At 68.0% G+C, this 25,873-nt stretch carries 23 protein-coding genes; 12 read left to right on the top strand and 11 right to left on the bottom strand.

Annotated features, from left to right (window positions below; genetic code table 11):
- Window positions 1-110: 110 nt before the first annotated feature.
- Entirely contained in the window at window positions 111-1,370 is a 1,260-nt protein-coding gene (gene icd / locus HND92_RS08610) for an NADP-dependent isocitrate dehydrogenase (protein WP_011805504.1), read from the bottom strand.
- Window positions 1,371-1,645: 275 nt separating this feature from the next.
- Here icd and HND92_RS08605 point away from each other — a divergent pair, with 275 nt between their 5' ends.
- Window positions 1,646-1,909, top strand: coding sequence for a hypothetical protein (locus tag HND92_RS08605; protein ID WP_172206741.1), 264 nt, complete (start codon window positions 1,646-1,648; stop codon window positions 1,907-1,909).
- A gap of 86 nt (window positions 1,910-1,995) precedes the next feature.
- Window positions 1,996-2,511, top strand: coding sequence for a DUF192 domain-containing protein (locus HND92_RS08600; protein ID WP_370567783.1), 516 nt, complete (start codon window positions 1,996-1,998; stop codon window positions 2,509-2,511).
- Between the two features lie 221 nt (window positions 2,512-2,732).
- Here the strand turns inward: HND92_RS08600 and HND92_RS08595 are convergent, their stop codons facing one another.
- From HND92_RS08595 to xseA, 3 genes are all read right to left on the bottom strand, one after another.
- Window positions 2,733-4,967, bottom strand: coding sequence for an NADP-dependent isocitrate dehydrogenase (locus HND92_RS08595; RefSeq protein WP_172206740.1), 2,235 nt, complete (start codon window positions 4,965-4,967; stop codon window positions 2,733-2,735).
- A gap of 344 nt (window positions 4,968-5,311) precedes the next feature.
- Window positions 5,312-5,893, bottom strand: a complete 582-nt coding sequence (locus HND92_RS08590) for a superoxide dismutase (protein WP_135147742.1) — start codon at window positions 5,891-5,893, stop codon at window positions 5,312-5,314.
- Window positions 5,894-6,038: 145 nt separating this feature from the next.
- Entirely contained in the window at window positions 6,039-7,376 is a 1,338-nt protein-coding gene (gene xseA, locus HND92_RS08585) for an exodeoxyribonuclease VII large subunit (protein ID WP_172206739.1), read from the bottom strand.
- Window positions 7,377-7,752: 376 nt separating this feature from the next.
- Between xseA and HND92_RS08580 the strand changes: the two genes are divergently transcribed.
- The 6 genes from HND92_RS08580 to adk all read left to right on the top strand — a co-directional run bounded on the left by HND92_RS08580 (window position 7,753) and on the right by adk (window position 11,628).
- Entirely contained in the window at window positions 7,753-8,391 is a 639-nt protein-coding gene (locus tag HND92_RS08580) for a MotA/TolQ/ExbB proton channel family protein (RefSeq protein ID WP_011805510.1), read from the top strand.
- Window positions 8,392-8,422: 31 nt separating this feature from the next.
- Window positions 8,423-8,848, top strand: coding sequence for a biopolymer transporter ExbD (locus HND92_RS08575; protein ID WP_011805511.1), 426 nt, complete (start codon window positions 8,423-8,425; stop codon window positions 8,846-8,848).
- A 36-nt stretch (window positions 8,849-8,884) separates the two neighbouring features.
- A complete protein-coding gene (lpxK, locus tag HND92_RS08570; protein WP_172209212.1) occupies window positions 8,885-9,874 on the top strand; it encodes a tetraacyldisaccharide 4'-kinase in 990 nt (329 codons plus the stop codon).
- A gap of 8 nt (window positions 9,875-9,882) precedes the next feature.
- A complete protein-coding gene (locus HND92_RS08565; protein WP_011805513.1) occupies window positions 9,883-10,065 on the top strand; it encodes a Trm112 family protein in 183 nt (60 codons plus the stop codon).
- Complete coding sequence (kdsB, locus tag HND92_RS08560) at window positions 10,062-10,850, top strand: 3-deoxy-manno-octulosonate cytidylyltransferase (protein ID WP_172206738.1); 789 nt, start codon at window positions 10,062-10,064, stop codon at window positions 10,848-10,850. Before HND92_RS08565 ends, kdsB begins: the two co-directional genes overlap by 4 nt.
- A 121-nt stretch (window positions 10,851-10,971) precedes the next feature.
- On the top strand, window positions 10,972-11,628 hold the full coding sequence (adk, locus tag HND92_RS08555; RefSeq protein ID WP_011805515.1) for an adenylate kinase: 657 nt from the start codon (window positions 10,972-10,974) through the stop codon (window positions 11,626-11,628).
- Between the two features lie 87 nt (window positions 11,629-11,715).
- Here the strand turns inward: adk and HND92_RS08550 are convergent, their stop codons facing one another.
- Window positions 11,716-12,687 (bottom strand): asparaginase, encoded by a 972-nt coding sequence (locus HND92_RS08550; protein ID WP_011805516.1) that lies wholly within the window; start codon window positions 12,685-12,687, stop codon window positions 11,716-11,718.
- 82 nt (window positions 12,688-12,769) lie between these two features.
- Here HND92_RS08550 and lexA point away from each other — a divergent pair, with 82 nt between their 5' ends.
- The 3 genes from lexA to HND92_RS08535 all read left to right on the top strand — a co-directional run bounded on the left by lexA (window position 12,770) and on the right by HND92_RS08535 (window position 14,629).
- The gene (gene lexA, locus HND92_RS08545) at window positions 12,770-13,444 is read left to right on the top strand and encodes a transcriptional repressor LexA (RefSeq protein WP_011805517.1); all 675 of its coding nucleotides are present in this window, start codon (window positions 12,770-12,772) and stop codon (window positions 13,442-13,444) included.
- A gap of 161 nt (window positions 13,445-13,605) precedes the next feature.
- Window positions 13,606-14,007 carry a hypothetical protein gene (locus HND92_RS08540; RefSeq protein ID WP_172206737.1) on the top strand — a complete coding sequence of 134 codons (402 nt, stop codon included), beginning with the start codon at window positions 13,606-13,608 and terminating at the stop codon, window positions 14,005-14,007.
- Between the two features lie 121 nt (window positions 14,008-14,128).
- Window positions 14,129-14,629: a pyridoxamine 5'-phosphate oxidase family protein gene (locus HND92_RS08535; protein ID WP_172206736.1), complete on the top strand. Its 501-nt coding sequence runs from the start codon at window positions 14,129-14,131 to the stop codon at window positions 14,627-14,629.
- Between the two features lie 228 nt (window positions 14,630-14,857).
- Here the strand turns inward: HND92_RS08535 and hrpA are convergent, their stop codons facing one another.
- Window positions 14,858-18,883: an ATP-dependent RNA helicase HrpA gene (hrpA, locus tag HND92_RS08530; protein WP_172206735.1), complete on the bottom strand. Its 4,026-nt coding sequence runs from the start codon at window positions 18,881-18,883 to the stop codon at window positions 14,858-14,860.
- Between the two features lie 47 nt (window positions 18,884-18,930).
- Window positions 18,931-20,271, bottom strand: a complete 1,341-nt coding sequence (locus HND92_RS08525; RefSeq protein ID WP_135147813.1) for an NAD(P)H-dependent oxidoreductase — start codon at window positions 20,269-20,271, stop codon at window positions 18,931-18,933.
- Window positions 20,272-20,560: 289 nt separating this feature from the next.
- Here HND92_RS08525 and HND92_RS08520 point away from each other — a divergent pair, with 289 nt between their 5' ends.
- On the top strand, window positions 20,561-21,748 hold the full coding sequence (locus HND92_RS08520; RefSeq protein ID WP_172206734.1) for a metallophosphoesterase: 1,188 nt from the start codon (window positions 20,561-20,563) through the stop codon (window positions 21,746-21,748).
- A 183-nt stretch (window positions 21,749-21,931) separates the two neighbouring features.
- On the opposite strand, the gene HND92_RS08515 is transcribed toward HND92_RS08520, so the two are convergent.
- From HND92_RS08515 to HND92_RS08500, 4 genes are read right to left on the bottom strand one after another with little or no spacing between them, the layout of a single operon-like run.
- Window positions 21,932-22,630 (bottom strand): nitroreductase, encoded by a 699-nt coding sequence (locus tag HND92_RS08515; protein WP_172206733.1) that lies wholly within the window; start codon window positions 22,628-22,630, stop codon window positions 21,932-21,934.
- A gap of 2 nt (window positions 22,631-22,632) precedes the next feature.
- A complete protein-coding gene (locus HND92_RS08510) occupies window positions 22,633-23,802 on the bottom strand; it encodes a thiolase family protein (RefSeq protein WP_172206732.1) in 1,170 nt (389 codons plus the stop codon).
- Window positions 23,799-25,283: an AMP-binding protein gene (locus tag HND92_RS08505; RefSeq protein ID WP_172206731.1), complete on the bottom strand. Its 1,485-nt coding sequence runs from the start codon at window positions 25,281-25,283 to the stop codon at window positions 23,799-23,801. Before HND92_RS08505 ends, HND92_RS08510 begins: the two co-directional genes overlap by 4 nt.
- A complete protein-coding gene (locus HND92_RS08500) occupies window positions 25,280-25,864 on the bottom strand; it encodes a biotin transporter BioY (protein ID WP_172206730.1) in 585 nt (194 codons plus the stop codon). The genes HND92_RS08505 and HND92_RS08500 overlap by 4 nt, the downstream gene beginning before the upstream one ends.
- Window positions 25,865-25,873: the final 9 nt, after the last annotated feature.

The raw sequence follows: 25,873 nt of genomic DNA, 5'->3' as shown, positions 1-25,873 counted from the left end.
TCCAGCATCTGTTGGGATGGCCTTTTTGCTGGGCGCTGACCTTGCGCTAGGGCAAAAAAACCCGCCGACCAGCGGCGGGCCCAGTCACGCACCCGTGGTTGGCGGGGCGCTTACATGTGGTCGATCATCACCTGCCCGAAGCCCGAGCAGCTCACCTGCGTGGCCCCGTCCATGAGGCGCGCAAAGTCATAGGTCACCTTCTTGCTCTGGATGGCCTTCTCCATGGAACTGATGATCAGGTCGGCCGCCTCGGTCCAGCCCATGTGGCGCAACATCATCTCGGCCGAGAGGATCTCGGAGCCCGGGTTGACATAGTCCTTTCCCGCGTACTTGGGGGCCGTGCCATGGGTGGCCTCGAACATCGCCACGCTGTCGGACAGGTTGGCACCCGGGGCGATGCCGATGCCGCCCACCTGCGCCGCCAATGCGTCGGAGATGTAGTCGCCATTCAGGTTCAGCGTGGCGATCACGCTGTACTCGGCCGGGCGCAGCAGGATCTGCTGCAGGAAGGCGTCGGCGATGCTGTCCTTGATGGTGATGTCCTTGCCGGTGCGGGGATTCTTGATGCGCATCCACGGGCCGCCGTCGATCAGCTGCGCGCCAAATTCCTGGGCTGCCAGTTCATAGCCCCAGTCACGAAAGCCCCCTTCGGTGAACTTCATGATGTTGCCCTTGTGCACCAGGGTCACGCTGGGCCGGTCATTGTCGATGGCGTACTGGATGGCTTTGCGCACCAGGCGCTGCGTGCCCTCGCGCGACACCGGCTTGACCCCGATGCCCGACGTCTCAGGAAAGCGGATCTTCTTGACGCCGAACTCCTCCTGCAAGAACTTGATGAGCTTCTTGGCCTTGTCCGACTCGGCCTCGAACTCGATGCCGGCATAGATGTCTTCGGAGTTCTCGCGAAAGATGACCATGTTGGTCTTCTCGGGCTCACGCACCGGCGAAGGCACGCCCTTGAAGTAGCGCACTGGGCGCAGGCAGACGTACAGGTCCAGCTCCTGGCGCAGCGCCACGTTCAGCGAACGGATGCCGCCGCCCACGGGCGTGGTGAGCGGCCCCTTGATGGAAACCACGTAGTCGCGCACGGCGTGCAGCGTCTCTTCGGGCAGCCACACGTCGGGGCCATAGACCTTGGTGGACTTCTCGCCGGCATACACCTCCATCCAATGGATCTTGCGCTGCCCGCCATAAGACTTTGCCACAGCCGCATCCACCACCTTGAGCATCACGGGCGTGATGTCCATGCCCGTGCCATCGCCCTCGATGAACGGGATGATGGGCTGGTGGGGCACGTTCAGCGACATGTCGGCGTTGACGGTGATCTTCTGGCCCTGGGGCGGAATCTGGATGTGCTGGTAGCTGGTCATGAAGAAGGTCTCCTGTAGGTGCGTGCGCAAGGCGGCGGGCTGCTCGCGCAGGAACGGCGCCCAAAGATTCTAGGGCAAGGCTGCAGGGTGGCCCGCCCCGCAGCGCATGTCGGCCCGGCATGATGCCCCGCGAAGGGTCGCTGTCAACGCGCGCTCCGGGAAGCCGTTGAGACAGGGCGTGCAACAGGCTCCGCGGCCGACGCACGCATCCGTGCCATGCGGCCTGGCCGCCTGGCGTATACCGGTATACCGACCCTTCCAAGGAATTGGCACATATGAAAAAACTCCTCGCTATCCTGGCCGGCGGTCTGCTCGCAACGGGGGCCTTCGCGCAATCGACCCCTGCCACGCCAGCAGTTCCCGCCACCCCGGCCGTTGTGGCCGCCCCCGACACGGCCGCCCCTGCGGCCGCCGCACCGGCTCCGGCCGCCGCCACCAAACCCGCCAAGCTGCGCAACCACCACGCCATGGCGCCCGCCAAGCACAAGAGCGCCAAGGTCGCCAAGAAGACCGCCAAGCGAAGCAAGACGGCCGCCTGATCGCCGCGGCCACTGCTGAACAGCCCGCTTCGGCGGGCTTTTTGTTGCCTGCTACGCTCAGGGTTCCGCATTGCCCCTGCCAACCCATGTCTTCCATGCCCATGTTTTCGCTCACCGCACCTGCCATGCCCATCGCGCGCTTGCTGCGCAGCTTTCTGTCTCCCCTGCTGGCATACGGCGTGGCCTTAGGCCTGTGCGCAGCCGCAGCGGCGCAGGGTGTTCCGCAAATGAACCTGCCGCGCGTGGAGTTGCAGGCCGGCATGCACCGCATCGACGCCCAGGTCGCCACCGCGCCGCAGGAGCGCCAAGTCGGCCTGATGCACCGCCGCGACATGCCCATGCACGAGGGCATGCTGTTCGTCTTCGAGCAGCCGGCCACGCAATGCTTCTGGATGCGCAATACGCTGCTGCCGCTCACCGCGGCCTTCGTGGCCGACGACGGCACCATCGTGAACCTGGTGGACATGCAGCCGCTGTCCGAAGAATCGCACTGCTCCAAGCGGCCGGTGCGCTTCGTGCTGGAGATGAACCAGGGCTGGTTCGCCAAGCGCGGACTGAAGGCGGGCAGCAGGCTCAGCGGAAGACCGTTCACGCAGCGGTAGCGCGCTATTTATTCAGGAGCTGGCAGCGCTTTTCCCGCAAGGATTTCATGAGATATTTACCTTGAAACCATTGCGTATCAAGCGCGAAGAGCTTCATTTTTCATAGCATCCCTGTCCGCGATTGCGAGGGTCCACCCCACCCAAAGGCCGTGCAAAAAGAAACCGGCCTCCCCTTGCGGGAAGGCCGGTGACGGCCAGGATGACACCCGGCCGGTGCTCCGTCAGGCGAGCGCTGCGATGGCCGCGTTGAACGTGGCGCTGGGGCGCATCACGGCGTCCAGCTTGGACAGATCGGGCAGGTAGTAGCCACCGATGTCGGCGGGCTTGCCCTGCACCACGCGCAGTTCCTCGACGATCTTGGCCTCGTTATCGGCCAGGGTCTTGGCCAACGGAGCGAACTTGGCGGCCAGCGCGGCGTCCTCGGACTGCGCGGCCAGGGCCTGGGCCCAGTACAGCGACAGATAGAACTGGCTGCCGCGGTTGTCGATCTCGCCCACCTTGCGCGAGGGCGACTTGTTCTCGTCCAGCAGCTTGCCGGTAGCCTGGTCCAGCGTCTTGGCCAGCAGCTTGGCGCGGGGGTTGTTTTCCTTCAGGCCCAGGTCTTCCAGCGACACGGCCAGCGCCAGGAATTCCCCCAGCGAGTCCCAGCGCAGGTAGTTCTCTTCGAGCAGCTGCTGCACGTGCTTGGGAGCGGAGCCGCCCGCGCCCGTCTCGTACATGCCGCCGCCGGCCATCAGGGGCACGATGGACAGCATCTTGGCGGAAGTGCCCAGTTCCATGATCGGGAACAGGTCGGTCAGGTAGTCGCGCAGGATGTTGCCGGTCACCGAGATGGTGTCCAGGCCGCGCGCCACGCGCTCCAGCGTGAAGCGCATCGCTCGCACCTGGCTCATGATCTGGATGTTGAGGCCGGTAGTGTCGTGGTCCTTCAGGTACTTCTCGACCTTCTTGATCAGCTCGTTCTCGTGCGGGCGATAGGGGTCCAGCCAGAACACGGCGGGCATGCCGGAGTTGCGCGCGCGGGTCACGGCCAGCTTCACCCAGTCGCGGATCGCAGCGTCCTTGACCTGGCACATACGCCAGATGTCGCCGGTTTCCACGTTCTGCGACAGCAGCACTTCACCCGTGGCGATGTCCACGATGTTGGCCACGCCGTCTTCGGCGATCTCGAAGGTCTTGTCGTGGGAGCCGTATTCCTCGGCCTTCTGCGCCATCAGGCCCACGTTGGGCACGGTGCCCATGGTGCGCGGGTCGAAGTTGCCGTGCCACTTGCAGAAGTTGATCATCTCCTGGTAGATACGGGCGAAGGTCGACTCGGGCATCACGGCCTTGCAGTCGTAAGGCTTGCCGTCGGCGCCCCACATCTTGCCGCCCTGGCGGATCATGGCGGGCATGGAGGCGTCCACGATGATGTCGTTGGGCGAGTGGAAGTTGGTGATGCCCTTGGCGGAGTCCACCATGGCCAGCGCCGGACGGTGCTCCTGGCAGGCGTGCAGGTCGCGGATGATCTCTTCGCGCTTGGAGGCCGGCAGCGTCTCGATCTTCTCGTACAACGTGGCCATGCCGTTGTTGACGTTGATGCCCAGCTCGTCAAACAGCGCGCCGTGCTTCTCGAAGGCTTCCTTGTAGTAGATCTTCACGCAGTGACCGAACACGATCGGGTGCGAGACCTTCATCATCGTGGCCTTCACGTGCAGCGAGAACAGGATGCCGGCTTCCTTGCAGTCGGCCAGTTCCTTCTCGTAGAAGGCGCACAGGGCCTTCTTGCTCATGAACATGGAGTCGATGATCTCGCCGTCCTTGAGCGCGACCTTTTCCTTCAGCACGACGGTCTTGCCGGACTTCGTCTCCAGCACCATCTTTACGTCGCGGGCCTTGTCCAGGGTCAGGGACTTTTCGCCATGATAGAAGTCGCCCTCGTGCATGTGGGACACATGCGTCTGGGACCACTGCTTCCACTCGCCCATGGAGTGCGGGTGCTTCTTGGCGTAGTTCTTCACCGCGGCAGGCGCGCGGCGGTCGGAGTTGCCCTCGCGCAGCACCGGGTTCACGGACGAGCCCAGGCATTTGCCATAGCGGGCCTTGATGGCCTTTTCCTCGTCGGTGGTGGGGTTCTCGGGGTAGTCGGGCAGGTTGTAGCCCTTGCCTTGCAGTTCCTTGATGGCGGCGATCAACTGCGCCACGGACGCGCTGATATTGGGCAGCTTGATGATGTTGACGTCGGGCTCGAGCGTCTTCTTGCCCAGTTCAGCCAGCGTATTGGGTACGCGCTGCTCGGGCGTCAGGAAGTCAGGGAACTCACCCAGGACGCGCGCCGCCAGGGAAATGTCGCTCTCGGCCACTTCGATACCGGCCACCGACGCGAAGCTGCGCACGATGGGCAGGAAGGAGGCCGTGGCCAGGCGGGGAGCCTCGTCGGTCAGGGTATAGATGATGGTGGGTTTCTGGGTGCTCATCTCGTCTCTCAGGTAAACAAAACAGAGGTCTTGCGCCGCCGGTCCGCGGCCTCGCGCGCAGTCATCCGATGTGACAGTCCGGATTGTGCGCGAGTCGTTGCGCGGAAATCGTGTAATTTGCAATCGAATATCGCATTGCAAAAAATTGACAGGGGAACTGGCACTTTTTTTTGCAAGTCTTCTACAAGACTGTCGTCCCGCTGCCAAATTACCCAGGGAGGCCGTACCCAATGAGGCCGCCGCCCGGGCCGTCAAGCCAGACGAAAAAACGGCCCGCAGATTCCTCTGCGGGCCGTTTGTCTTTGGGTCGCTCAACGCCGCAGGGCGCGGCGTGCGCTTTCGGCTCAGGCGAAGTTGGCTTCGGCGAACTTCCAGTTCACCAGCTTGTCCAGGAAGGTCTCGACGAACTTGGGACGCAGGTTGCGGTAGTCGATGTAATAGGCGTGTTCCCACACGTCCACCGTCAGCAGCGCCTTGTCGGCCGTGGTCAGCGGCGTGCCGGCGGCGCCGGTGTTCACGATGTCCACCGTACCGTCGGCCTTCTTGACCAGCCAGGTCCAGCCGGAGCCGAAGTTGCCCACGGCGCTCTTCACGAACGCTTCCTTGAACGCGGCGTAGCTGCCCCACTTGGCATGGATCGCCTGGGCCAGGGCGCCGCTGGGCTCGCCACCGCCGTTGGGGGCCATGCAGTTCCAGAAGAAGGTGTGGTTCCAGATCTGCGCGGCGTTGTTGTAGATACCGCCGGACGACTTCTTGACGATCTCCTCCAGCGTCATGTTCTCGAACTCGGTGCCCTTTTGCAGGTTGTTCAGGTTCACCACGTAGGCGTTGTGGTGCTTGCCGTGGTGGTATTCCAGCGTTTCCTGGCTGTAGTGCGGGGCCAGGGCATCAATCGCGTAGGGCAGCGGAGGCAGGGTATGTTCCATGGTCAAGTCCTTCGTGGGTTGGGATGGGGGAGATCGCGGCCACCAGGGCGCGGCGAAGCAACGGGCATTGTAGGAAAGTAATAGCACTCGCCGCTGTAGGCGGGCGGCGACTCCTGCCCTCTGGTACGGGATTGACCCACGCCGTTCACAGCAAGCGGCGCTGCGATACCGTCAGGTCCAGTTCACCCTCGGCCAACTGGGCATGCACGGCGTCGCCCAGGCGCACCTGGGCGGGGCGCGTCACGGGTTGCCCCTGCGCATCGGTCAGCAAGGCATAGCCGCGCTGCAGCACCAGGCGCGGATCCAGCAGTTGCAACCGCAGCGCCGCGCGCTCCAGGCGCTCTCTGCGCTGCACCAGGCTGCGCTGCACGATTTGAGGAAAATGACCCTGCAGCGCTTGCCCCGCATGCGCAAGCCGCTGCGTTTTCAATAGCAATCCGTGGCGCAGGCGCTGTTCCAGGCCGCTCAGCCGCAATTGCTGCCGCCCCACGAAACCCGAAGGCCGGCCCAGCCGCTGGGCCGTCTGGTCCAGCCGTTGGTGCCGCAGGTCCACCTGGCGCTGTACGCCGTCGGCCAGCCGTTGCGCCAGCAGGTCGAGTGCCCCCAGCCACACGGCACGCGGCTGTGCCACCAACTCGGCGGCGGCCGTGGGCGTGGGCGCACGCAGGTCGGCGCAGAAGTCGGCGATGGTGAAGTCGGTCTCATGCCCGACGCCGCTGACCAGCGGCACCGGGCTCTGCACGATGGCGCGGGCCACGCGCTCGTCATTGAACGCCCACAGGTCTTCGATGGAGCCACCGCCGCGCACCAGCAGGATCACATCGATGGCTGGCGGCGCCCCGGCATTCATAGCCAAATCACCGCCCAGCGCCCGCCCCTCCTGCGCAAGCAGATACATTTTTGATAGCGCTTCGGCAATCGATGCCGGCGCCTGCGCCCCCTGTACCAGGGCCGGCACCAGCACCACGGGAATGTGCGGCACGCGCCGGCGCAGTGCCGTCACCACGTCATGCAGTGCTGCAGCGCCCGGCGACGTGACCACGCCGATGCCGCGCGGCATGGCCGGCAGCGCGCGCTTGCGCGCCGCGTCGAACAGGCCTTCGGCCTCCAGTTGCGCCTTGAGGCGCATGAACTGCTCGAACAGCGCCCCCTGCCCCGCGCGCTGCAGGCTGTCGACGATGAGCTGCAGGTCGCCGCGTGCCTCGTACACGCCCAGCCGGCCGCGCACTTCGACCAGTTCGCCGTCGCGCGGGGTGAAATCCAGCACGCCCGCCGCACGGCGGAACATGGCGCAGCGGATCTGACCATTTCCATCCTTCAGCGTGAAGTAGCAGTGCCCGCTGGACGCGCGCGAGAAGCCCGTGATCTCCCCGCGCACCGCGACAGGATTGAACCGCGCCTCCAGCGCATCAGCAATGGCGCGGCATAACGCGCCAACCTCCCAGATTCGCGGCGCCACGCCTGTATCTGCACGCTCAAACACAGGCCGCTCCACGCTTGTACGCGCACCGGGCCGGTGCACTAGTCCACAGATCCGGGCATCCGGCGCCACGGCGGAAGGCCATGCGCCAACCCGGCCCCATACCACAAGAGTACGTGCAACCCATTGATTTCAAAGGTTTTTTTGATGCGCAGTTTTTCATCAAACTAAGCAAACCACGTAACGGCGCCGCTTCGCGACGGGTATGCACGTGGTTTCCCACAAAGTTATCCACAGAAAATGTGAGTCTCCCCGGCGACTCTACGTGCCCCGGCCCTGTGCTCCGAACAGGGGTGGCGTAAAGCAGACGATGCGCCCAAAGGCCGGGTTGGAAGGTGCGCCATAATCCCCGCTGCTTTTTACGTGAGCGGAGTGAGAATTGCTGTCGATCATACAAGCCGCGGGCTGGCCGATCTGGCCCCTGATTGCCTGTTCCATCCTGGCGCTGGCGCTGGTTTTTGAGCGCTTCGTCGCACTGAAGACCGCCCGTGTGGCCCCCCCGAAGCTGCTGGACGAGGCTATCTCGGTCTCCTCCAAGTCCATTCCCTCGCCCGACGTGGTGAACCAGCTGGCGCAGAACTCGGCCCTGGGCGAAGTGCTGGCCAGCGGCCTGCGCACGCTCAACAGCAACCCCCAGAGCACCGAGGCCGACGTGCGCGCCGCCATGGAGGGTGCCGGCCGCGCCGTCGCCCACCGGCTGGAGAAGTACCTCAACGCCCTGGCCACCATCGCCTCGGCCGCACCGCTGCTGGGCCTGCTGGGCACGGTGATCGGCATGATCGAGATCTTCGGCTCCCAGGCCGGCACGGGCGCCGTGGGCGCGACCGGCGGCGGCAACCCCGCGCAACTGGCGCACGGCATCTCCATTGCGCTGTACAACACCGCCTTCGGCCTGATCGTGGCCATCCCGGCGCTGATCTTCTGGCGCTACTTCCGCAGCCGCGTGGACGCCTACCTGTTGACGCTGGAACTGGCGTCCGAACAATTCGTGCGGCACATCAACCGCCTGCGCAAGTGAGCGGCGCCAGCGCACAGAGGCACGTTTCGCCATGAACTTTCGCCCCCGCCAAAAGGAAGAACCGGAGATCAACCTGATCCCCTTCATCGACGTGCTGTTGGTGATCCTCATCTTCCTGATGCTGACCACCACCTACAGCAAGTTCACCGAGCTGCAGCTCACCCTGCCCGTAGCGGACGCTCAGCAGTTGCGCGACCACCCCAAGGAAGTCATCGTGGCCGTGGCCGCCGACGGACGCTACGCCATCAACAAGACCACGCTGGAGGGCCGGCAGGTCGACCAGGTGGCGCGGGCGCTGGCCGATGCCGCCACTGCGGGGCCGAACAGCGTGGTCATCATCAGCGCCGACGCATCGGCCCCCCACCAGTCCGTGGTCACGGTGATGGAGGCCGCGCGCCGCGTGGGCCTGTCGCAGATCACCTTTGCCACCCAGTCGTCGGCCACGGCCGGCAAGTAAGCCTGCGCCGATGGCCGCGCCCGGCCGCCCGTCCCCCTGGCCGAGCGGCTGCGCGGCGCCTGGCAGCACCGTGGCGCGCTGGCCCTGGCGCTGTGGCCGCTGTCGCTGCTGTACGGCGTGCTCACGGCGCTGCGCCGCGCGCTCTATCGCACGGGTCTGCTGCGCAGCGAGCGACTGCCCGTGCCCGTCATCGTGGTCGGCAACGTGATCGCCGGCGGCGCCGGCAAAACGCCCGTGACCCTGGCCATGGTGCGCCACCTGCAGGCCCGCGGCTGGCGGCCGGGCGTCATCTCGCGGGGATACGGCCGCGCCACCGCAGACTGCCGCGAAGTGCTGCCCGCCAGCAGCGCGGCCGAGGTGGGCGACGAGCCGCTGCTCATCGCCCGCGCCAGCGGCGTCCCGGTCTTCGTGGCGCGCAGGCGTGCCCAGGCAGGGCGCGCGCTGCTGGCCGCCCACCCCGCCACCAACATCCTGGTTTGTGACGACGGCCTGCAGCACCTGGCCCTGGCGCGCGACCTGGAAGTCTGCGTCTTCAACGACGAAGGCGCCGGCAACGGCTGGCTGCTGCCCGCCGGCCCGCTGCGCGAGCCCTGGCCGCGCGCGGTGGACCTGGTGCTCCACGCCGGCTCCCCGCCCGGTGGGGGCGCGCCGCAATTCGCGCTGTCACGTGAACTCGCCGCCCATGCCGTGAATGCCAGCGGGCAGCACCTGCCGCTGGAGCAATTGCAGGGCGAACCGTCGCACGCACTCGCGGCGATCGCCCGGCCGCACGACTTTTTTGCGATGCTGCACGCGAGGGGCCTTCAGCCCGAGAGCGAGGAAGCACTGCCCGATCACTATGATTTTTGTAGCTGGCAGCGCCCGCCAGATAAGCGCTTACGGCTGATTTGTACCGAAAAAGACGCCGTCAAGCTCTGGCCCGCGCACCCGGACGCGCTGGCCGTGCCGCTGGCCGTGCGGATCCCGCCGGCCTTCTTCGACGCGCTCGACGCCCGCCTGGCGTCGCTATCATCGTCCGGCCATTGAGGAACACCATGGATCCCAAACTGCTTGAACTGCTGGTCTGCCCCGTCACCAAGGGCCCGCTGACCTACGACCGCGAACGCCAGGAACTCATCTCGCGCAGCGCGCGGCTGGCCTATCCCGTGCGCGACGGCATTCCCGTGCTGCTGGAAAACGAGGCCCGCCCCTTGAGCGACGAGGAGCTGGAACAGTGAGTCGCGCCGCACCGTTCACGGTGCTGATACCGGCGCGCCTGGCCTCCACCCGCCTGCCCAACAAGCCCTTGGCCGATATCGCCGGGCTGCCCATGGTGGTGCATGTGGCCCGCCGCGCCAGCCAGAGCGGCGCCCAGCGCTGCGTGGTCGCGGCGGACGACGCGCGCATCGTCCAGGCCTGCCAGGCGCACGGGGTGCAGGCTCTGCTGACGCGCGCCGACCACGCCAGCGGCAGCGATCGCCTGGCCGAGGCCTGCGAGCTGCTGGGCCTGGCGGGCGAAGACATTGTGGTGAACGTACAGGGTGATGAGCCCCTCATCGACCCACGGCTGATCGACGCCGTGGCCGCACTGCTGCATGCGCGCGGCGATGCCAGCATGGGCACCGCCGCGCACGCCATCGACAGCGCGGAGGACTTTGCGAACCCCAACGTGGTGAAGGTGGTGCTGGACGCGCAGGGCCTCGCGCACTACTTCAGCCGCGCCCCCATCCCCCATGCACGCGACCACGCGCCGGGCAGCCTCTGGTGGCAGCCGGGCCAATCGGGGGTGCCCGTGGGTTTCGCACCGCTGCGGCACATCGGCATCTACAGCTACCGGGCAGGCTTTCTGCGCCGGTTTCCACAGCTGCCAGCGGCGCCGACCGAGCAACTGGAAGCGCTGGAGCAGCTGCGCGCCCTCTGGCACGGCCACCGCATCGCCGTGCACGTGACCGGCAGCGCACCCGGTGCGGGCGTGGACACGCCAGCCGACCTGGAGCGCGTGCGCACCCTCCTGGGCGGCTAGCGCGGTCGTCAGCTTGGCGCATGGCCCGCGTGCTATCCTTGTTCGCAACAAGAGCACCTGTCCCGCGCTGGCGCGCCGACGGCAAGCGTGCCCGCTGATTTCAAAACACTAGAGGACATCCATGAGACTGATTCTGCTCGGCGCTCCCGGCGCCGGAAAGGGTACGCAGGCCGCGTTCATCTGCCAGAAATTCGGCATCCCACAGATCTCCACCGGCGACATGCTGCGCGCCGCCGTCAAGGCCGGCACGCCCCTGGGCCTGCAGGCCAAGGCCGTCATGGATGCGGGCCAGCTCGTCAGCGACGACCTGATCATCAACCTGGTGAAGGAGCGCATCGCCGAGCCCGACTGCGCCCAGGGTTTCCTGTTCGACGGATTCCCACGCACCATCCCCCAGGCAGACGCCATGAAAGCCGCGGGCGTGAAGCTCGACTATGTGCTGGAGATCGACGTGCCGTTCGACGCCATCATCGAGCGCATGAGCGGCCGCCGCTCCCACCCGGCTTCGGGCCGCACCTACCACGTGAAGTTCAACCCGCCCAAGGTCGAAGGCAAGGACGACGTGACGGGCGAGCCCCTGGTACAGCGCGAGGACGACAAGGAAGAAACCGTCAAGAAGCGCCTGCAGGTCTACAGCGACCAGACCCGCCCGCTGGTGGACTATTACTCCAGCTGGGCCAAGACCGATCCCGCCAACGCGCCCAAGTACCGTGCCATTCAAGGCACCGGCAGCGTCGAGGAAATCACCCAGCGCGCCCTGACGGCGCTGTCGAGCTGACGAACCCGCCGCCGGCTCCCGCCAACGCCCCGCAACGCGGGGCGTTGTGCTGTGTGCCCAGGCAAGCGCCTCGGCCCATGACGGTGCTTATGAATTAGCGGACTGCATCAACTCCAGCACCAGGCTGACCCGCGCCTTCACGGGGCTCAGCCCATCCGCATCGCGCCAGGGCGTGCCCGTCAGGTCCATCATCCGCCCCTGCGGGCAGCGCGAAGCCACGCGCACCTGCACCCCGGCCTCCACGGCACGCGCGAGCGCGGCCTCCAGCGCATGGTGCAGCGTGCCATTGCCGGTGGCGGCCACCACGAGGCCGTGCACGCCCTTCTCCACCAGCCAGTCCACCAACGCGCCATCCGCGCCGGCGTGGCTGAGAACAATTTCCACGCGTGGCCAGGCGGCATCTGGCAGGATCGGCACCAGCGCGCCATGCGCGGGCTGTTCCACCTGCGGCGCAAGGCCGCGGGCCCAGCGCACGCGCCCCGCTTCCATCCAGCCCAGAGGCCCGGCATCGCCGGAGTCGAACGCGTCCAGCCGCAGCGGGTGCACCTTGCTCACCTCGCGTGCCCCATGCACCACGCCAGCGGCCGCCATCAGAACCCCCCGCGCTGAGGGATCGGCCGCCAGCGTGACGGCATCCAGCAGGTTCTGCGGCCCGTCCGGCGCGAGCGCCGTGGCCGGACGCATGGCACAGGTCAGTACCGCCGGCTTGGCGGTGGTATCGAGCAGGTTGTGCAGCAGCCAGGCGGTTTCCTCCAGCGTATCCGTGCCGTGGGTGATGACGACGCCGGCCACGGCCGGGTCGGCCAGGTGTGCGGCGCAACGACCGGCCAGGCGCGCCCACGCGTCAAAGCCCATGTCCTTGCTGTCCAGCTGCACCACCTGTTCGGCCACCAGCGCGCCGCCCGCGGCCTGCACCAGCCCGGGCACCGCGGCCAGCAATTGCTCCACGCCGATCTGCCCGGCCGTGTAGCCCACGTTCGCGCCTTGCACCGCGGAAGAGCCCGCAATCGTGCCGCCGGTGCCCATAACGACGATTTTTCTTGCAGCTGCCACTTGCATCCCTCCAAAAACTGTTCAAAAATACAGATACTGGATTAAAAAACAGTAACCCACTCAACCACCGACCGCATTGGATCGCACCATGCTCGACAGTCCCAAGCTCACCGCCCGCCAGCAGCAGATCCTGGACCTCATCCAGACCGCCATCGCGCGCACCGGCGCCCCGCCCACCCGCGCCGAGATCGCGGCAGAGCTGGGTTTCAAGTCCGCCAACGCGGCCGAGGAGCACCTGCAGGCGCTGGCCCGCAAGGGCGTGATCGAACTGGTCAGCGGCACCTCGCGCGGCATCCGGCTGCGCGGCGAAACCGTGCGCAACATCAATGCGGCGCGCGGCGCCCAGTTCAACCTGCCGATACCCGGCCTGTCGCAGCTCACGCTGCCGCTGGTGGGCCGCGTGGCGGCAGGCTCGCCCATTCTCGCCCAGGAGCATGTGGACCAGACCTATACGGTGGAAGGCAGCCTGTTTGCGCACAAGCCCGACTACCTGCTCAAGGTGCGCGGCATGTCCATGCGCGACGCGGGCATCATGGACGGCGACCTGCTTGCCGTACAGGCAACGCGCGAGGCGCGCAACGGGCAAATCATCGTGGCGCGCCTGGGCGATGACGTCACGGTCAAGCGCCTGCGCCGCACAGGCAGCGCCATCGAGCTGCTGCCCGAGAACCCCGACTACCCGGTGATCCGCGTCGAGCCGGGCGAACCTTTCGAGATCGAAGGGCTGGCCGTGGGCCTGATACGCAACACCATGCTCATGTAGTCCGTTGAATGCAGCGCCGCCGCAGGTGGCGGGCGTCTGGCAGGCGGTAGCCCGGGCATGCCCCGTGGCTGCGGCATGCCAACCCTGCGGATGCGCGCTTGACGTCCTTGGCAATCCTGCCTGTGTTCCACCTTCATGCCCTGGCATGCCGGAGTCTTCACATGGGATTTGCCCTCTTTGCCTTTGCCTCCCTTTCCCGCCCCTTGCGCCGCCTGCGCCGATGGGGACGGGCCGCACGCCATATGTCGCGCGGCGCTGCACCCTCTGCCTGCACCACGCACGGACGCGCCGATGCACACCAGCGAGCGACGCCCAACGCCGGCCCTCCCGATAGCCCCGCCGTGGCGGGCATGGCGCAAGAAAATCCGGCCCGCCACCGCGCCTTTGCCATGCCTGCCGCGGATGCGGCCATGCAGCACACAGGTCTGCGGCCTGCGATCTCCACCCGTTCGCTCCCCCTGCGCGTGATCCTGCGCCATGACACCGACGACGCGTGCAAGCTCGTGATTTCCGGCCGCATGGCCGATGTGTGCGCGGAACTGGAGCGCCTGGCCCTGCGCTGACCGCGGGGCACTGCTGCGACCGCTTCTGACACTTTTCGAAGGCGTCGCGGCCGCAGCGCGTTCATCGCAGGCCCGTTTCTACAATGCACGGCATTTGCAACTGTCCGCCCCCAAGCACGCCATGACCCACGAGTCCCGCCTGGACCGCTTGCTGCGGCAACTGCTGTGGGGCCGGCGCACGGCCGCGCTGGCAACGCTGCAAACCCTGCCCGGCGCGGAAACGGTTCCATTCACAACGCCGGCGGTGTCGTTCGTTCCGTATGCCATCGACTCCACGGCCCAGGTGCTGGTATTGCATGTCAGCGCCCTCGCCGCCCATACCCGCAACCTGCGGCAATCGCCCGCGGTTTCTCTCCTGATCACGGCGCCCGAGGACGCGGCCCAGCCCGTGCATGCGCTGGAGCGCGTCGCCATCCAAGGGCAAGCCGTGCTGCTTGCGCCCGAGGCAGCCGCCAGCGCGCGCGCCGCCTACCTGCAGCGCTTCCCTGAGGCAGCGCCCATGACGGCGCTGGGCGACTTCCAGTTCGTGCAGATCATCCCTTCGGTGGGCCGCCACGTGGCAGGGTTTGGCGCGGCGCGGGATTTATCTGCCGAGGAGCTGAAGGCGCTGCTCACGTCTTGACGCTGGGGCGATCGGCGCCGCCAGCAGTTGGATGGCAAGGGCCGTTCCGCCCAGGCGAGCGCTGGCGGCCGCAAGCCCGGTGCCCGGGAAGGCCATACGGGCCGCTGCCAGGGCCGGTTTGGTGATTGGTTGGCGGACGCGCGCCGTGCGCGCAAGCATGAACGGCCCCGCCCACGGCGGCCGGTGGCGGCACACCTGCCCTGAAAGCCTGCCCCGCGCGAGAGCCTCTCAAGACACCAGTTGCGACCAGACCTTGTCCAGCCGCTTGCCGCTGACCGGATACGGCGTGCGCAACTCCTGCGCGAAGAAGCTCACGCGCAGTTCCTCCAGCATCCAGCGGTACTCCTGCATGCGGGCATCCACCTGGCCCTTGCGCTCGGCGACCATGCGCCAATAGCGCTGCTCCAGCGGCTGCAGTTCCTTGAGCTTGGCGGCATCGCGTGCCGGGTCGGCGCGGTACTTGTCCAGGCGCGTGGCGATGGCCTTGAGGTAGCGCGCGTAGTGCTGCAGCTGCGCCCAGGGCGCGGCGGCGATGAACTGCTTGGGCATCAGGCGCTGCAGCTGCTGTGACGCGTCGGCCGTGGCCTCGGGAGCGTTCTTGGTGTCCTTGATCTTGCGCTGCGTGGCGGCGTATTCGATGAGGATGGCCGCCGCCATGCGCGCCACCTCGTTGGCGATCAGCGTGAGGCGCCCGCGCCCGTCCTGCACGCGCTGCTTGAACTGTGCCTCGTTGCTGGGCAGCGGCTCTTGGAGGAAGGCGCGGTCGATGGCCACGTCGATGATTTGTGCGCGCAGCTCCTCCTGCGTGCCCAGCGGCACGAAGGCCACAGCCATCTTCTGCAGATCGGGGATGTTCTTTTCCAGGTACTTGAGCGCGTCCTTGATCTGCAGCGCAAACAGCCGGCGCAGGCCCACGCGGTGGCGCGCGGCGGCGACTTCGGGTTCGTCGAACACCTCGATGCCCACCGCATCGCCATGGTCGATGAGCGCGGGGAAACCGATCAGCGTCTGGCTACCCTTGGCGATTTCCATCAGCTCGGGCAGTTCGCCAAAGCTCCAATCCTCGTAGCGGGCATCGGCCTTGCGTGCCGCGGGCGCGCCGACGAGTGGTTCTTTTTTGATAGCTGCTGGCGCTCTATTTTCCTTGGTTTCAGATGGTTTTCCACCGGAATCTGGCTTCTGGTGAGCGCCACCAGCTATCTTTAATGAAGCAAGCGCCTGGAACGCCCCACGAGCCTTGCTCCCCCACTCCGCCTTGAGCGCGCCCAGGTTGCGTCCCTGGCCGAGCTGGCGGCCGTGCTCATCCGTCACGCGAAAGTTCATGAACAGGTGCGGGCTGAGCATGTCCAGCTTGAAGTCCGCGCGCTTCACGTCGAGCGAGGTTTCATCGCGCACTTGCTTGAGCAGCGTGTCGATCAAGCTGCCCTGGGCCCAACGCTCTTCCTCGGTGAACAGCGACGCCAGCCGCGCAGCACTTTCCGGCAGCGGCACGAAACGACTGCGCGGGCGCTGCGGCAGGCTCTTGAGCAGCGCCTGGATCTTGTCCTTGAGCATGCCGGGCACCAGCCATTCCGCACGCTCCTCGCTCACCTGGTTCAGCACGAACAGCGGCACCGTGACGGTGACCCCATCGCGCGCGTCACCGGGGCTGTGCAGGTAGCTGGCCGTGCAGTCCACGCCGCCCAGCTTCACCGTCTTGGGAAAGTTGTCGGTGGTGATGCCCGCGGCCTCATGGCGCATCAGCTCGTCGCGCTTGAGAAACAGCAGGCCGGCGTTCTCCTTGCCGGCACTGCGGAACCACTTGTCGAACGTGGCGCCGCTGTACACGTCTTTGGGAATCTGCTGGTCGTAGAAGGCGAAGATGAGCTCGTCGTCCACCAGCACGTCCTGGCGGCGGCTCTTGTGCTCCAGCTCCTGCACCTTGCGCACCAGCTTGAGGTTGGCGCCCAGGAACGGCCAATGCGTCTCCCACTCGCCCTCGACCAGCGCCTGGCGAATGAACAGGTTGCGCGCCTCGTACGGATCCACGCGGCCATAGCTCACGCGGCGGCCGTTGTAGACCACCAGGCCGTAGAGCGTGGCGCGCTCGAGCGCGACCACGTCGGCCTGTTTCTTGGACCAATGCGGGTCCAGCAGCTGCTTCTTGAGCAGATGGCCGCCCACCTCTTCCAGCCATTGCGGTTCGATCGCCGCGATACCGCGGCCGTACAGGCGCGAGGTCTCGACCTGCTCGGCTGCGACGATCCAGCGGCCGGGCTTCTTGGACAGGTGCGCGCCCGGGTGCGGGTGGAACTTGATGCCGTGCGCGCCCAGGTAGGCCTCGCTCTCCTCGGCCTTGTAACCAATGTTGCCCAGCAGGCCCGACAGCATGGACAGGTGCACGGCCTCGTAGCCCGCGGGCTCGGTGTTCACCTGCCACTGGTGCTCCCGCACCACGGTGAGCAGCTGCGAATGGATGTCGCGCCACTCGCGCACGCGGCGGATGTTGATGTAGTTCTGGCGCAGCAACTGCTCCCACTGCCGGTTGCTGAGCTTGTGGGTGGCCTCCTCCGCATCGGCGGGGTGGAACTGCGCCAGGCGCTCCTCGCCTGCGGCCTCCGCTTGCGCGCCGCTGCTGCGCTGTGCGACGGGCAGGAAGGCCGTGTTGCGCGCTTGGGCCGCGGGGGCGGTCTGGGCCGCCATCTCCTTGCGCGTCTTGGCGACGATCTTGCCGCCGCGCGCATCCTGCAGCCACTTCCACAGGCGCAGGTAGCCGGTGAACTCGCTTTTCTCGTCATCGAACTTGGCATGCTGCTGGTCGGCCTGCTGCTGCGCCTCCAGCGGCCGGTCGCGCACGTCCTGCACGCTGAGGGCCGAGGCAATGACCAGCACCTCGGCCACGGCGCCGCGGGTGCGGGCCTCCAGGATCATGCGGCCCACGCGCGGGTCCAAGGGCAGGCGCGACAGTTCGCGGCCCATGGGCAGCAAATTGCCGCGCTCGTCCACGGCGCCCAACTCCTGCAGCAGTTGATAGCCGTCGGCGATCGCACGGCCCGAGGGCGCCTCGAGAAACGGGAAGTTCACCACGTCGCCCAGGCCCAGCGACTTCATGCGCAGGATGACGCCCGCCAGGGACGAGCGCAGGATTTCGGGGTCGGTGAAGCGGTCGCGCTGGTGGAAGTCCGCCTCGTCGTACAGGCGGATGCAGATGCCGTTGGCCACGCGGCCGCAGCGCCCGGCGCGCTGGTTGGCCGCCGCCTGGCTGATGGGCTCCACCAGCAACTGCTCCACCTTGCTACGGAAGGAATAGCGCTTCACGCGCGCCGTACCTGCGTCAATGACGTAACGGATGCCCGGCACGGTGAGCGAGGTCTCGGCCACGTTGGTGGCCAGCACGATGCGCCGTCCGGTGTGGCCGTCGAAGATGCGGTCTTGCTCGGCCTGCGACAGGCGCGAGAACAGGGGGAGTACCTCGGCGTTCCGCAGCACTGGCGAGTGCTGCAGGTGCTTGCGCAAGTGGTCCGCCGCCTCGCGGATCTCGCGCTCGCCGGGCAGGAAGACGAGGATGTCTCCGCCCTTGCCGCCCGCCCACAACTCGTCCACGCCGTCGGCAATGGCATCGTTGAGGTCAAAGTCCTTCTTTTCTTCAAAGGGCTTGTAGCGCATCTCCACGGGATAGGTGCGCCCCGACACCATGATGACCGGCGCCGGACCGGCCTTGCCCTCGAAGTGCTTGGCGAAGCGCTCCGCGTCGATGGTGGCCGAGGTCACGACCACCTTCAAATCGGGCCGCTGCGGCAGGATCTGCTTGAGGTAGCCCAGCAGGAAGTCGATGTTCAGGCTGCGCTCGTGCGCCTCGTCGATGATGAGCGTGTCGTAGGCCTTGAGCAGCGGATCGGTCTGCGTCTCGGCCAGCAGGATGCCGTCGGTCATCAGCTTGACCGAAGCGCCCTTTTGCAGCGTGTCCTGAAAGCGCACCTTGTAACCCACCACCTCGCCCAAGGGGGTGTTCAGCTCCTCGGCAATGCGCTTGGCCACGCTGCTGGCGGCAATGCGCCGCGGCTGGGTGTGGCCGATCAGGCGCCCGCGCGTGCCCTCGGGGGCGTTGCACTTGCCGCGTCCCAGGGCCAGCGCTATTTTTGGCAGCTGCGTGGTCTTGCCCGAGCCCGTCTCGCCGCAGACGATGATGACCTGGTGCTCGGCCATGGCCGCCATGATCTCGTCACGGCGGCTGGAAACGGGGAGTTGCTCGGGAAAGGTGATCGTGAGGGGCATAGGGGCGGGAATTATCCCAGCCCCCAGGCACCCGTGCCGCACCAGGGTCAGGCGGGGAACATGGCCTCCATCTCCCGGCGCACCCGATAGGCGTGGGTGGTGGTGTCCATCTCCACATCGTCCCAGGACAATGCCTGGCCTTTTGCCACCGGGCGCACCACGCGCGCGCTGTGCGCCAGGCCCAGCGGCAGGCCCCTGAGGCTGCGCGACGTCGCAGCCGGCAGCAGCTTGCCCCAGACGGTGTAGCCGCCCTCGCCATCCAGCAGGTCGCCCGGGCGCAGGTCACGCTTGGCCGTGGCCACCACATCGGCGTTCCAGCCCTGGGGCACGCCGGTGGGCTCGCCGCGCAGCGCCACGCTGGCCACCGACATGCCCACCTCCAGCCCGATGAGGTGCCAGCGCTTGTACAGCGTGAAGTAGCGGCCCGTGGGGTCGGTGTGGGCGTTGTATTCCTCGAAACAGTGGCGGATGTAGTCAGTCTCGCCTTCCACCGTGACCCACACGCCCATGCGGATGTCGTAGGGGATCCGGCGGCCGTCCTTCTCCAGCGACGAGATCACTTCCACCATGCCTTTTTTCTCTAGCACTCCGCCCTCGCCCACCGGGCGCGTGACGTAGGGAATGTCCTCCACACTGGCGGGCGGGTACTGCAGGCCGTTGCTCGGCACGGCCAGGCCCGTGGCGTTGGAGACGGCCGTGCTCTCGATGCTGGGCTTGGACCCGTCCAGGAAGCTGTTGAACATCTTGGGGTTCAGGCCGCCACGCTGCGCCTGCTCGGGCGTCAGGCCGTAGTAGCCCCACACCGTCTCGGGCGTGGATTCGCAGAAATGCGGCAGCCACTTGTGCCCGCGCCCGGCCGCCACCACCGGAAAGCCGCAGGTGCGGGCCCAGTCCACCAGCTCGCAGATCATGGCGGGCTGGTCGCCATAGGCCAGCGAATAGACCACGCCCGCGGCCTGGGCCTTGCGCGCCAGCAGCGGGCCGCAGAAAGCGTCGGCCTCCACGGTCACGTTCACCACATGCTTGCCGTGGGCGAAGGCGTCGAGAATGTGGTCCACCGCCGCCAGCGGGTTGCCCGTGCATTCGACGATCAGCTCGATCTGCGGGTGGCGCACCAGGGCCTGCCAGTCCTCGGTGATCCAGGTCGTGCCCTGCTCCAGCGCCTGCTGGGCAGACGCGGCCTCCGACTGCTCGGGCGCCCATCCCACGCGCGCCAGGCTGGCGCGGGCGTTGGCCGGCGACAGATCGGCAATGCCCACCAGGTGCACGCCCGGCATGCGCGGCACCTGCGCCAGGTACATGGCGCCGAACTTGCCCGCGCCGATCAGCCCAATGCGGATGGGACGCCCTTGCCGGGCACGCTGCAGCAGTTTCTGGTGAAGGTTCATGGGTATGGCAAATGATGAAGTGCGCCGCTGCGGCGCGAAACCCCGGCGCCTGCTGGCGCGCGGGCCGGTGGGAATCCCACAGCCACCGTAGCGCAGGGTACGCCCCACGTCTCTTGGGATACGCCCTAGGCCGGGACACCGCCCAGTACCCCACCGCCTGCAAGGCATTGAAAAGGACCGTTATCCTGCGCACGCTCTCGGCCGGCGGGGCGCAACCCCTGTCGCCGCGACCACCCCCACGCCGGCCCCGTACGCCGGTGCTGCTTTCTTCTTTGCATCCCGGCTTCCCATGGTGTCTCTTGCTGCGTTGGTGATTCCGCTGCTGGCGGTCTGGCTCTGGGGGCCCGTGCGCGGCATGTCGCGCCAGGCGCGCCTGGTGGCCATTGCGCTGACCGCCCTGCTGGGCGTGACACCGGCCCTGCTGCTCAAGCTCTTGCAGGCCGGCGCGATGGATTACGCCACGCTGGCCTATCTGCAGGTGCCCGGCGGCTGGGTGTTGGGCACGCTGGTGCTGATCATTGCCTTTCTTCTGGCGCGTGATGCCGCATGGCTCGCGGCGCGGGCCGCCGCGCTCATGGGCGGGGGCGACACATGGCACCTGCGACTGCGCGGCAGGCGGTTGACCGGCACCGCCGTGGCGCTGGCGCTGGGCGCGGCGGGCTTTGGCACGGCGCAGGGCCTGCAGCCGCCCACGGTGCGTGAACAGTTGGTGCACCTGCCGCAATTGCCCGAGGCCCTGGATGGCCTGCGTGTGGCCGTGCTGGCGGATATCCACGCGAGCCCCATCAACCATACCGCCTACGTGCAGAGCGTGGTGGAGCGCACCCACGCGGCGCGGCCCGACCTGATCGTGCTGCCCGGTGACCTGGTGGATGGCGACGTAGGCAGCAGCGCCGCCTTCGTGGCTCCACTGGCGCAACTGCGCGCACCGCACGGCGTATGGGCCGCGCCCGGCAACCATGAGTACTACGGCGGCTACAACGCCTGGATGGCGGAATTTCGCCGCCTGGGCCTGGGCGTCTTGGCCAACCAGACCCAGGTGCTGCAGGTGAATGGCGCGCATCTGGCACTGTCCGGCGTGGGCGACCCGGTCTACGGCCGCACCTCTCACCACAATGCCGACCCGCGCGTGCCCGAGGGCGTGCCCCCCGATGTAGCCGCGGTGGCCCGGCAGGCGCGCGCGGCGCAGGCCGACTTCCACCTGCTGCTGGCGCACCAGCCCAAGCTCGCGCGCGACAACGCCGCGCACGGCGTGGACCTGCAGGTCTCGGGCCACACGCACGGCGGGCTGATCAGCGGCATGGACCGCTGGCTGGTCGCTCCGTTCAACAACGGTTTCGTGCGCGGGCAATACGACGTGGACGGCATGCGCCTGTTCGTGAGCGCGGGCGCGGGCCTGTGGGCCGGCTTCGCAGTGCGGCTGGGCGTTCAGCCCCATATCGACCTGTTGGTGCTGCGCCGTGGCACAGCGTCGTAAGACCGCGCGACGGCCCGGCGCCGTCAAATACTGAATAAGTCGGCACGAGGGTACTGCCTGGGCTGCGAGGGGACGCACCTCGCACGCAAAGCCCCGCCATCACCATCGCGACCGTTATGCAACGCAGCAGGCCGCAGAAAAGGTGGGGCTCACGACACGCGAGGGAACGTGTTCCGCATTGCCTCAGCGCAGCACGGTGAAGTAGCGCTCCAGCGCCTCGCGCTCGGTGCGCATGCGGTTGACGGGTGCGCCCGCATCTTCCCAGCCCAGCGCCATGCCACAGACGACCACCTCGCTGGCCGGCAGGTCCAGCGCGTCGCGCACGATCTGCGGGTAGCTCGCCAGCGCACCAATGGCACAGCTGGCCAGCCCCTGGGACTGCGCGGCCAGCATCAGTCCGTGCAGGCACATGCCCAGGTCCATGAAGCCACCTGCGCCGAAACCGCGGTCGATGGTGACGATCAGCGCCACGGGTGCATCAAAGAAGCGGTAGTTGCGCTCGAACTGTGCGGCCCGACCCGCGCCGTCGCCGCGCGCCACACCCAGCGCCCCGTACAGCGCGTGCGCGGCTGCCACCTGGCGTTTGCGCAATGCCAGCGGCATGGGGCGGGGGAAATAGCCATAGTCCTCGGCCTCAGGCACCTGGTCGCGCCACGCCTGGCACAGCGCGGCACTCAGGCGTTCGCGCACCGCGCCCTCCACGGCCCAGAAGCGGCCCGGCTGCAGATTGGCCCCGCTGGGCGCCAGCCGCGCCGCAGCCAGCAACCGCTCCAGCAGCGCGAGGGGCACGGGCCGCGGCAGGAAGGCGCGCACGGAATGGCGCGCCTGCGCCAGCGTCTCGAAGGCGTCCTGCGCCACAGGCATCACCAGGGGTTCGGTCATTCTCACTCCGGTATTTCCACCCAGGTGGCCGCACCCAGGCCGCCCGCACCCGCAATGCACGCCATGCCGCGCAGCGTGCGGCCGGTGCGGTCGGCACCCTGCCGCTGCGCCATCTGCGCCAGCACGCGCACCAGCGCAATGGCGCCCGATGCACCGATGGGGTGCCCGCGCGCCAGGCCACCCCCGCCCCGGTTGATGGCACCGAGCGGCAAGCCCAGCGCATTGCAGAACGCCAGGCCCTGCGCCGCAAAGGCGTCGTGCAGTTCCAGCGCCTCCAGCGCCGCCCAATCCCAGCCACAGCGTTGCTGCGCGGCGCGTGCCACGTCGACGGCGCAGAGCATGGGCGACTCGGGCGCACCGCCCACGCTGACGCTGCCGCGCCACTGCGCACGCGGCCGCACGCCCCAGCGCGCGCAGGCCGTGGCCGTGGCCAACAGCAGCAGGGCCGCGCCGTCCGCCTTGGGCGACACGGCGACGGTGCTGAGGCTGCAATCCTGGTCGTCCACCGACTGACCGCTGGCCACCGCAGGCATGCGCGCCACACGCGCGGCGCTCAACAGGCGCGGGTAGGCGTCGTGCGCCAACCCCCGCAGCGGCACGATTTCATGGGCCATGGCAGCGCGCGCCGCCACGCTGCGCGCGTGGCTGGCCATGGCGTACGCATCCTGCGCGTGGCGCGTGAGCCCCAGGCGCCGCGCGCCGTCCAGCGCGGCCAGCAGCATGTCGGGGTCGCGCGCGGGCCAGGGCGTGAAGGGTGGCCGGTCATAGGGCACCGGTGCCTCCTCCGCCTGCAGAGGCCGGTGCATGCGCAGGGGTGCGCGGCTCCACGCCTCGGCCCCGCCGGCAACCACGACATCGGCCTGGCCCAGCGCCAGCAGACCGCAGGCATGGGTGACGGCATCCAGCCCCGCGCAGCACTGGCTGTCCAGCGTCACGGCGGGAATGCCCTCGGGGAGGCCGGCCGCCAGCGCCAGCATGCGGGCGGGGTTGCCCCCGGCGCCCAGGGCGTTGCCCAGCACCACGGCATCGACGGCCTCGGGCGGCAACCCGGCATCCGCCAGCATGCGCGCCACCAGCGGCGCCGCCAGATCGTGCGGCTGGCAGGCCGCGAGCGGCCCGCCGACCGGCGCCACCGGCGTGCGCGCCCAGGCCAATATGGGAATAGCGTTCACCGCCAGCGCTCCAGCGAGGGCGACGGTGCCTGCAGCGCGCGGGCGATGGCTGTGTGGTCGGTCTTGCCGCTGGGCGTCTGCGGCCAGTCGCCCACCCACACCCACCAGTGGCGCGGCGCCTTGTAAGGCTCCAACACCGCGCGGCACCAGGCCGCCAGCTCCAGTGCGCCGGGTGGCGGCGCGTCGCCCTGCCACTGCAGCACCGCCTGCACACGCAGGCCGCGCAGGCCGTCGGCCACACCCTGCAGGCTGGCCTGCGCCACCTGTGGGTGGGCCAGCAGGCGCGCCTCCACTTCCTCGGGGAACAGGTTCTTGCCTTGGGTGACGAGCATGCGGTTCTCGCGACCGCACAGGTGCAGCAAACCGCTGTCGTCCACGTAACCCATGTCGCGCACCGAGAGCCAGTCGCCCTCGCGCAGGGCGGCGGTGCCGTCGGCGGCGTTCACGTAATCCATGAACAGCATGGGACTGCGCACCCAGATCAGCCCCGGCACGCCCTGCGGCAGCGCGGCACTGCGGGGATCGGGGCCGATGTGCAGGTCCACGTTGCTGAACGGCCGGCCCACGGCCTGGGCCGGTGCGCCCGGCTCAGCATCCATCCAGGCGACGTAGCTGGCCTCGGATGCACCGTAGAACTCCACGATGCGTGCGCGCGGGAACAACCGGCGCAGCGCGGGTGTGCGCTCGCGCAGCCAGCGCGCGCCGCTGATCAGCACCAGCTCCACCCCTTCGATAGGTGCCAGCTGCCGCCGCTCGGCCCACTGCAGCATCAGCACAAGCTGGCTGGGCACCGCCACCAGCAAGGGCGCGCCGCCCGCGCGCAGGGTGTCCAGCGCGCGCGGCGCGGAAAAGCGCTCCTGCAGCACCGCGCCAGCGCCCGTCCACAGGCCCAGCAGCGCGCCGAACAGGAACAGCGAATGCGACATGCGGCCCGGCGCCAGCACGCGCGTGGCCGCCGCGACACCAAAGTCCTGCAGGCTGACGCGAAAGCTCTCCACCCAGGAGCGGTGGTGGCGCATGAAGCCCTTGGGCAGGCCCGTGCTGCCCGAGGTGAAGCCCACGTAGAACGGCGACTGCGGCGTGGCCGCTGCCGGGGCTCCGGAGCCCAGAGGCAGCCGCCCGGCAACCGCCCGGGCCACACCCGCCGGCCACTGGGGATCTCCCATCGCCGCGCAGCGCCCGCTGGCGATCACGCCCAGGAATTCCACCACCCCCTCCAGCGTGCCGGCATCACCGGGCAGCAGCACGGTGGCCGGCGCGCCTTGCGCATCCCAGTAGCGCGCCCGCGTCTGCACACGGTCGTGCAGCGTCGCGAAGTCCCACTGGGTGGTTTCATTGGCCAGCGCCAGGGAGTGCGGCCGCGTGCGGGCCCAGTGCGCCAGGGGGCCATGTACCCACTCGAACAGCTCAGGCAGCGCATCGCCCGTCAGCAGTTGCGGCAGGGGCGCCAGCGCCTGCCGCTTGCAAGGGTGGGTGTTCAACGTTCGCGCCCACCAAACGGCCAGTCTGGCAGCGCCTTGGCCACGGTATGCACCACCACCGCACAGAGCGCGCACTTGACCAGGTCACCGGGCACGAAGACCAGGTCCGCCAGAAAGGCCTTGTCCAGCGGCATCTGCGCCAGCAGCACGAGGCCGGCAATGCCCATGGCATGCAGGAAGACCAACCCGCCAAGCACGGAAGCGATGAACGCGCTCGCGGCCGTGCGCAGCGCCGTGCCCTGCGGCAGTGTGCGCATCAGCGCGCCTGTCACCCCTGCGGCCGGCGCGTAACCCACCAGGTAGCCGGCCGACGGCGCCATGAACACCCCCAGGCCGCCCCGCCCGCCCGACAGCAGCGGCAGGCCGGCCGCCACGGCCGCCAGGAACAGCAGCATGGACTGAAAGCCCCGGCGCGCGCCCAGCAGGCAGCCGGCCAGCATCACGCCCAGCGACTGCAGTGTGATCGGCACGCCCAGCGGTAGGTCGATCTTGGGAATGAGCCCCATCACGGCCATGAGCGCGGCGAACAGCGCCACCAGCGCCATGGAGTGAGAGGCTTTGCGGGATAGGGCAGCAGTCATACAACTCCT

This window comes from Diaphorobacter sp. JS3050, from assembly GCF_013154915.1.
GTDB classification, from domain to species: domain Bacteria; phylum Pseudomonadota; class Gammaproteobacteria; order Burkholderiales; family Burkholderiaceae_C; genus Diaphorobacter; species Diaphorobacter nitroreducens.
Note: the sequence above shows the minus strand (reverse complement) of the source record. Positions and strands in the feature narration are given on the sequence as shown.

What these genes read in the sequence shown, in the direction of transcription:
- icd (WP_011805504.1), bottom strand. Translation starts at nt 1,370, where the DNA reads ATGACCAGCTACCAGCACATCCAGATTCCGCCCCAGGGCCAGAAGATC.
- HND92_RS08605 (WP_172206741.1), top strand. Translation starts at nt 1,646, where the DNA reads ATGAAAAAACTCCTCGCTATCCTGGCCGGCGGTCTGCTCGCAACGGGG.
- HND92_RS08600 (WP_370567783.1), top strand. Translation starts at nt 1,996, where the DNA reads ATGTCTTCCATGCCCATGTTTTCGCTCACCGCACCTGCCATGCCCATC.
- HND92_RS08595 (WP_172206740.1), bottom strand. Translation starts at nt 4,967, where the DNA reads ATGAGCACCCAGAAACCCACCATCATCTATACCCTGACCGACGAGGCT.
- HND92_RS08590 (WP_135147742.1), bottom strand. Translation starts at nt 5,893, where the DNA reads ATGGAACATACCCTGCCTCCGCTGCCCTACGCGATTGATGCCCTGGCC.
- HND92_RS08575 (WP_011805511.1), top strand. Translation starts at nt 8,423, where the DNA reads ATGAACTTTCGCCCCCGCCAAAAGGAAGAACCGGAGATCAACCTGATC.
- HND92_RS08565 (WP_011805513.1), top strand. Translation starts at nt 9,883, where the DNA reads ATGGATCCCAAACTGCTTGAACTGCTGGTCTGCCCCGTCACCAAGGGC.
- adk (WP_011805515.1), top strand. Translation starts at nt 10,972, where the DNA reads ATGAGACTGATTCTGCTCGGCGCTCCCGGCGCCGGAAAGGGTACGCAG.
- HND92_RS08550 (WP_011805516.1), bottom strand. Translation starts at nt 12,687, where the DNA reads ATGCAAGTGGCAGCTGCAAGAAAAATCGTCGTTATGGGCACCGGCGGC.
- lexA (WP_011805517.1), top strand. Translation starts at nt 12,770, where the DNA reads ATGCTCGACAGTCCCAAGCTCACCGCCCGCCAGCAGCAGATCCTGGAC.
- HND92_RS08540 (WP_172206737.1), top strand. Translation starts at nt 13,606, where the DNA reads ATGGGATTTGCCCTCTTTGCCTTTGCCTCCCTTTCCCGCCCCTTGCGC.
- HND92_RS08535 (WP_172206736.1), top strand. Translation starts at nt 14,129, where the DNA reads ATGACCCACGAGTCCCGCCTGGACCGCTTGCTGCGGCAACTGCTGTGG.
- hrpA (WP_172206735.1), bottom strand. Translation starts at nt 18,883, where the DNA reads ATGCCCCTCACGATCACCTTTCCCGAGCAACTCCCCGTTTCCAGCCGC.
- HND92_RS08525 (WP_135147813.1), bottom strand. Translation starts at nt 20,271, where the DNA reads ATGAACCTTCACCAGAAACTGCTGCAGCGTGCCCGGCAAGGGCGTCCC.
- HND92_RS08520 (WP_172206734.1), top strand. Translation starts at nt 20,561, where the DNA reads ATGGTGTCTCTTGCTGCGTTGGTGATTCCGCTGCTGGCGGTCTGGCTC.
- HND92_RS08515 (WP_172206733.1), bottom strand. Translation starts at nt 22,630, where the DNA reads ATGACCGAACCCCTGGTGATGCCTGTGGCGCAGGACGCCTTCGAGACG.
- HND92_RS08500 (WP_172206730.1), bottom strand. Translation starts at nt 25,864, where the DNA reads ATGACTGCTGCCCTATCCCGCAAAGCCTCTCACTCCATGGCGCTGGTG.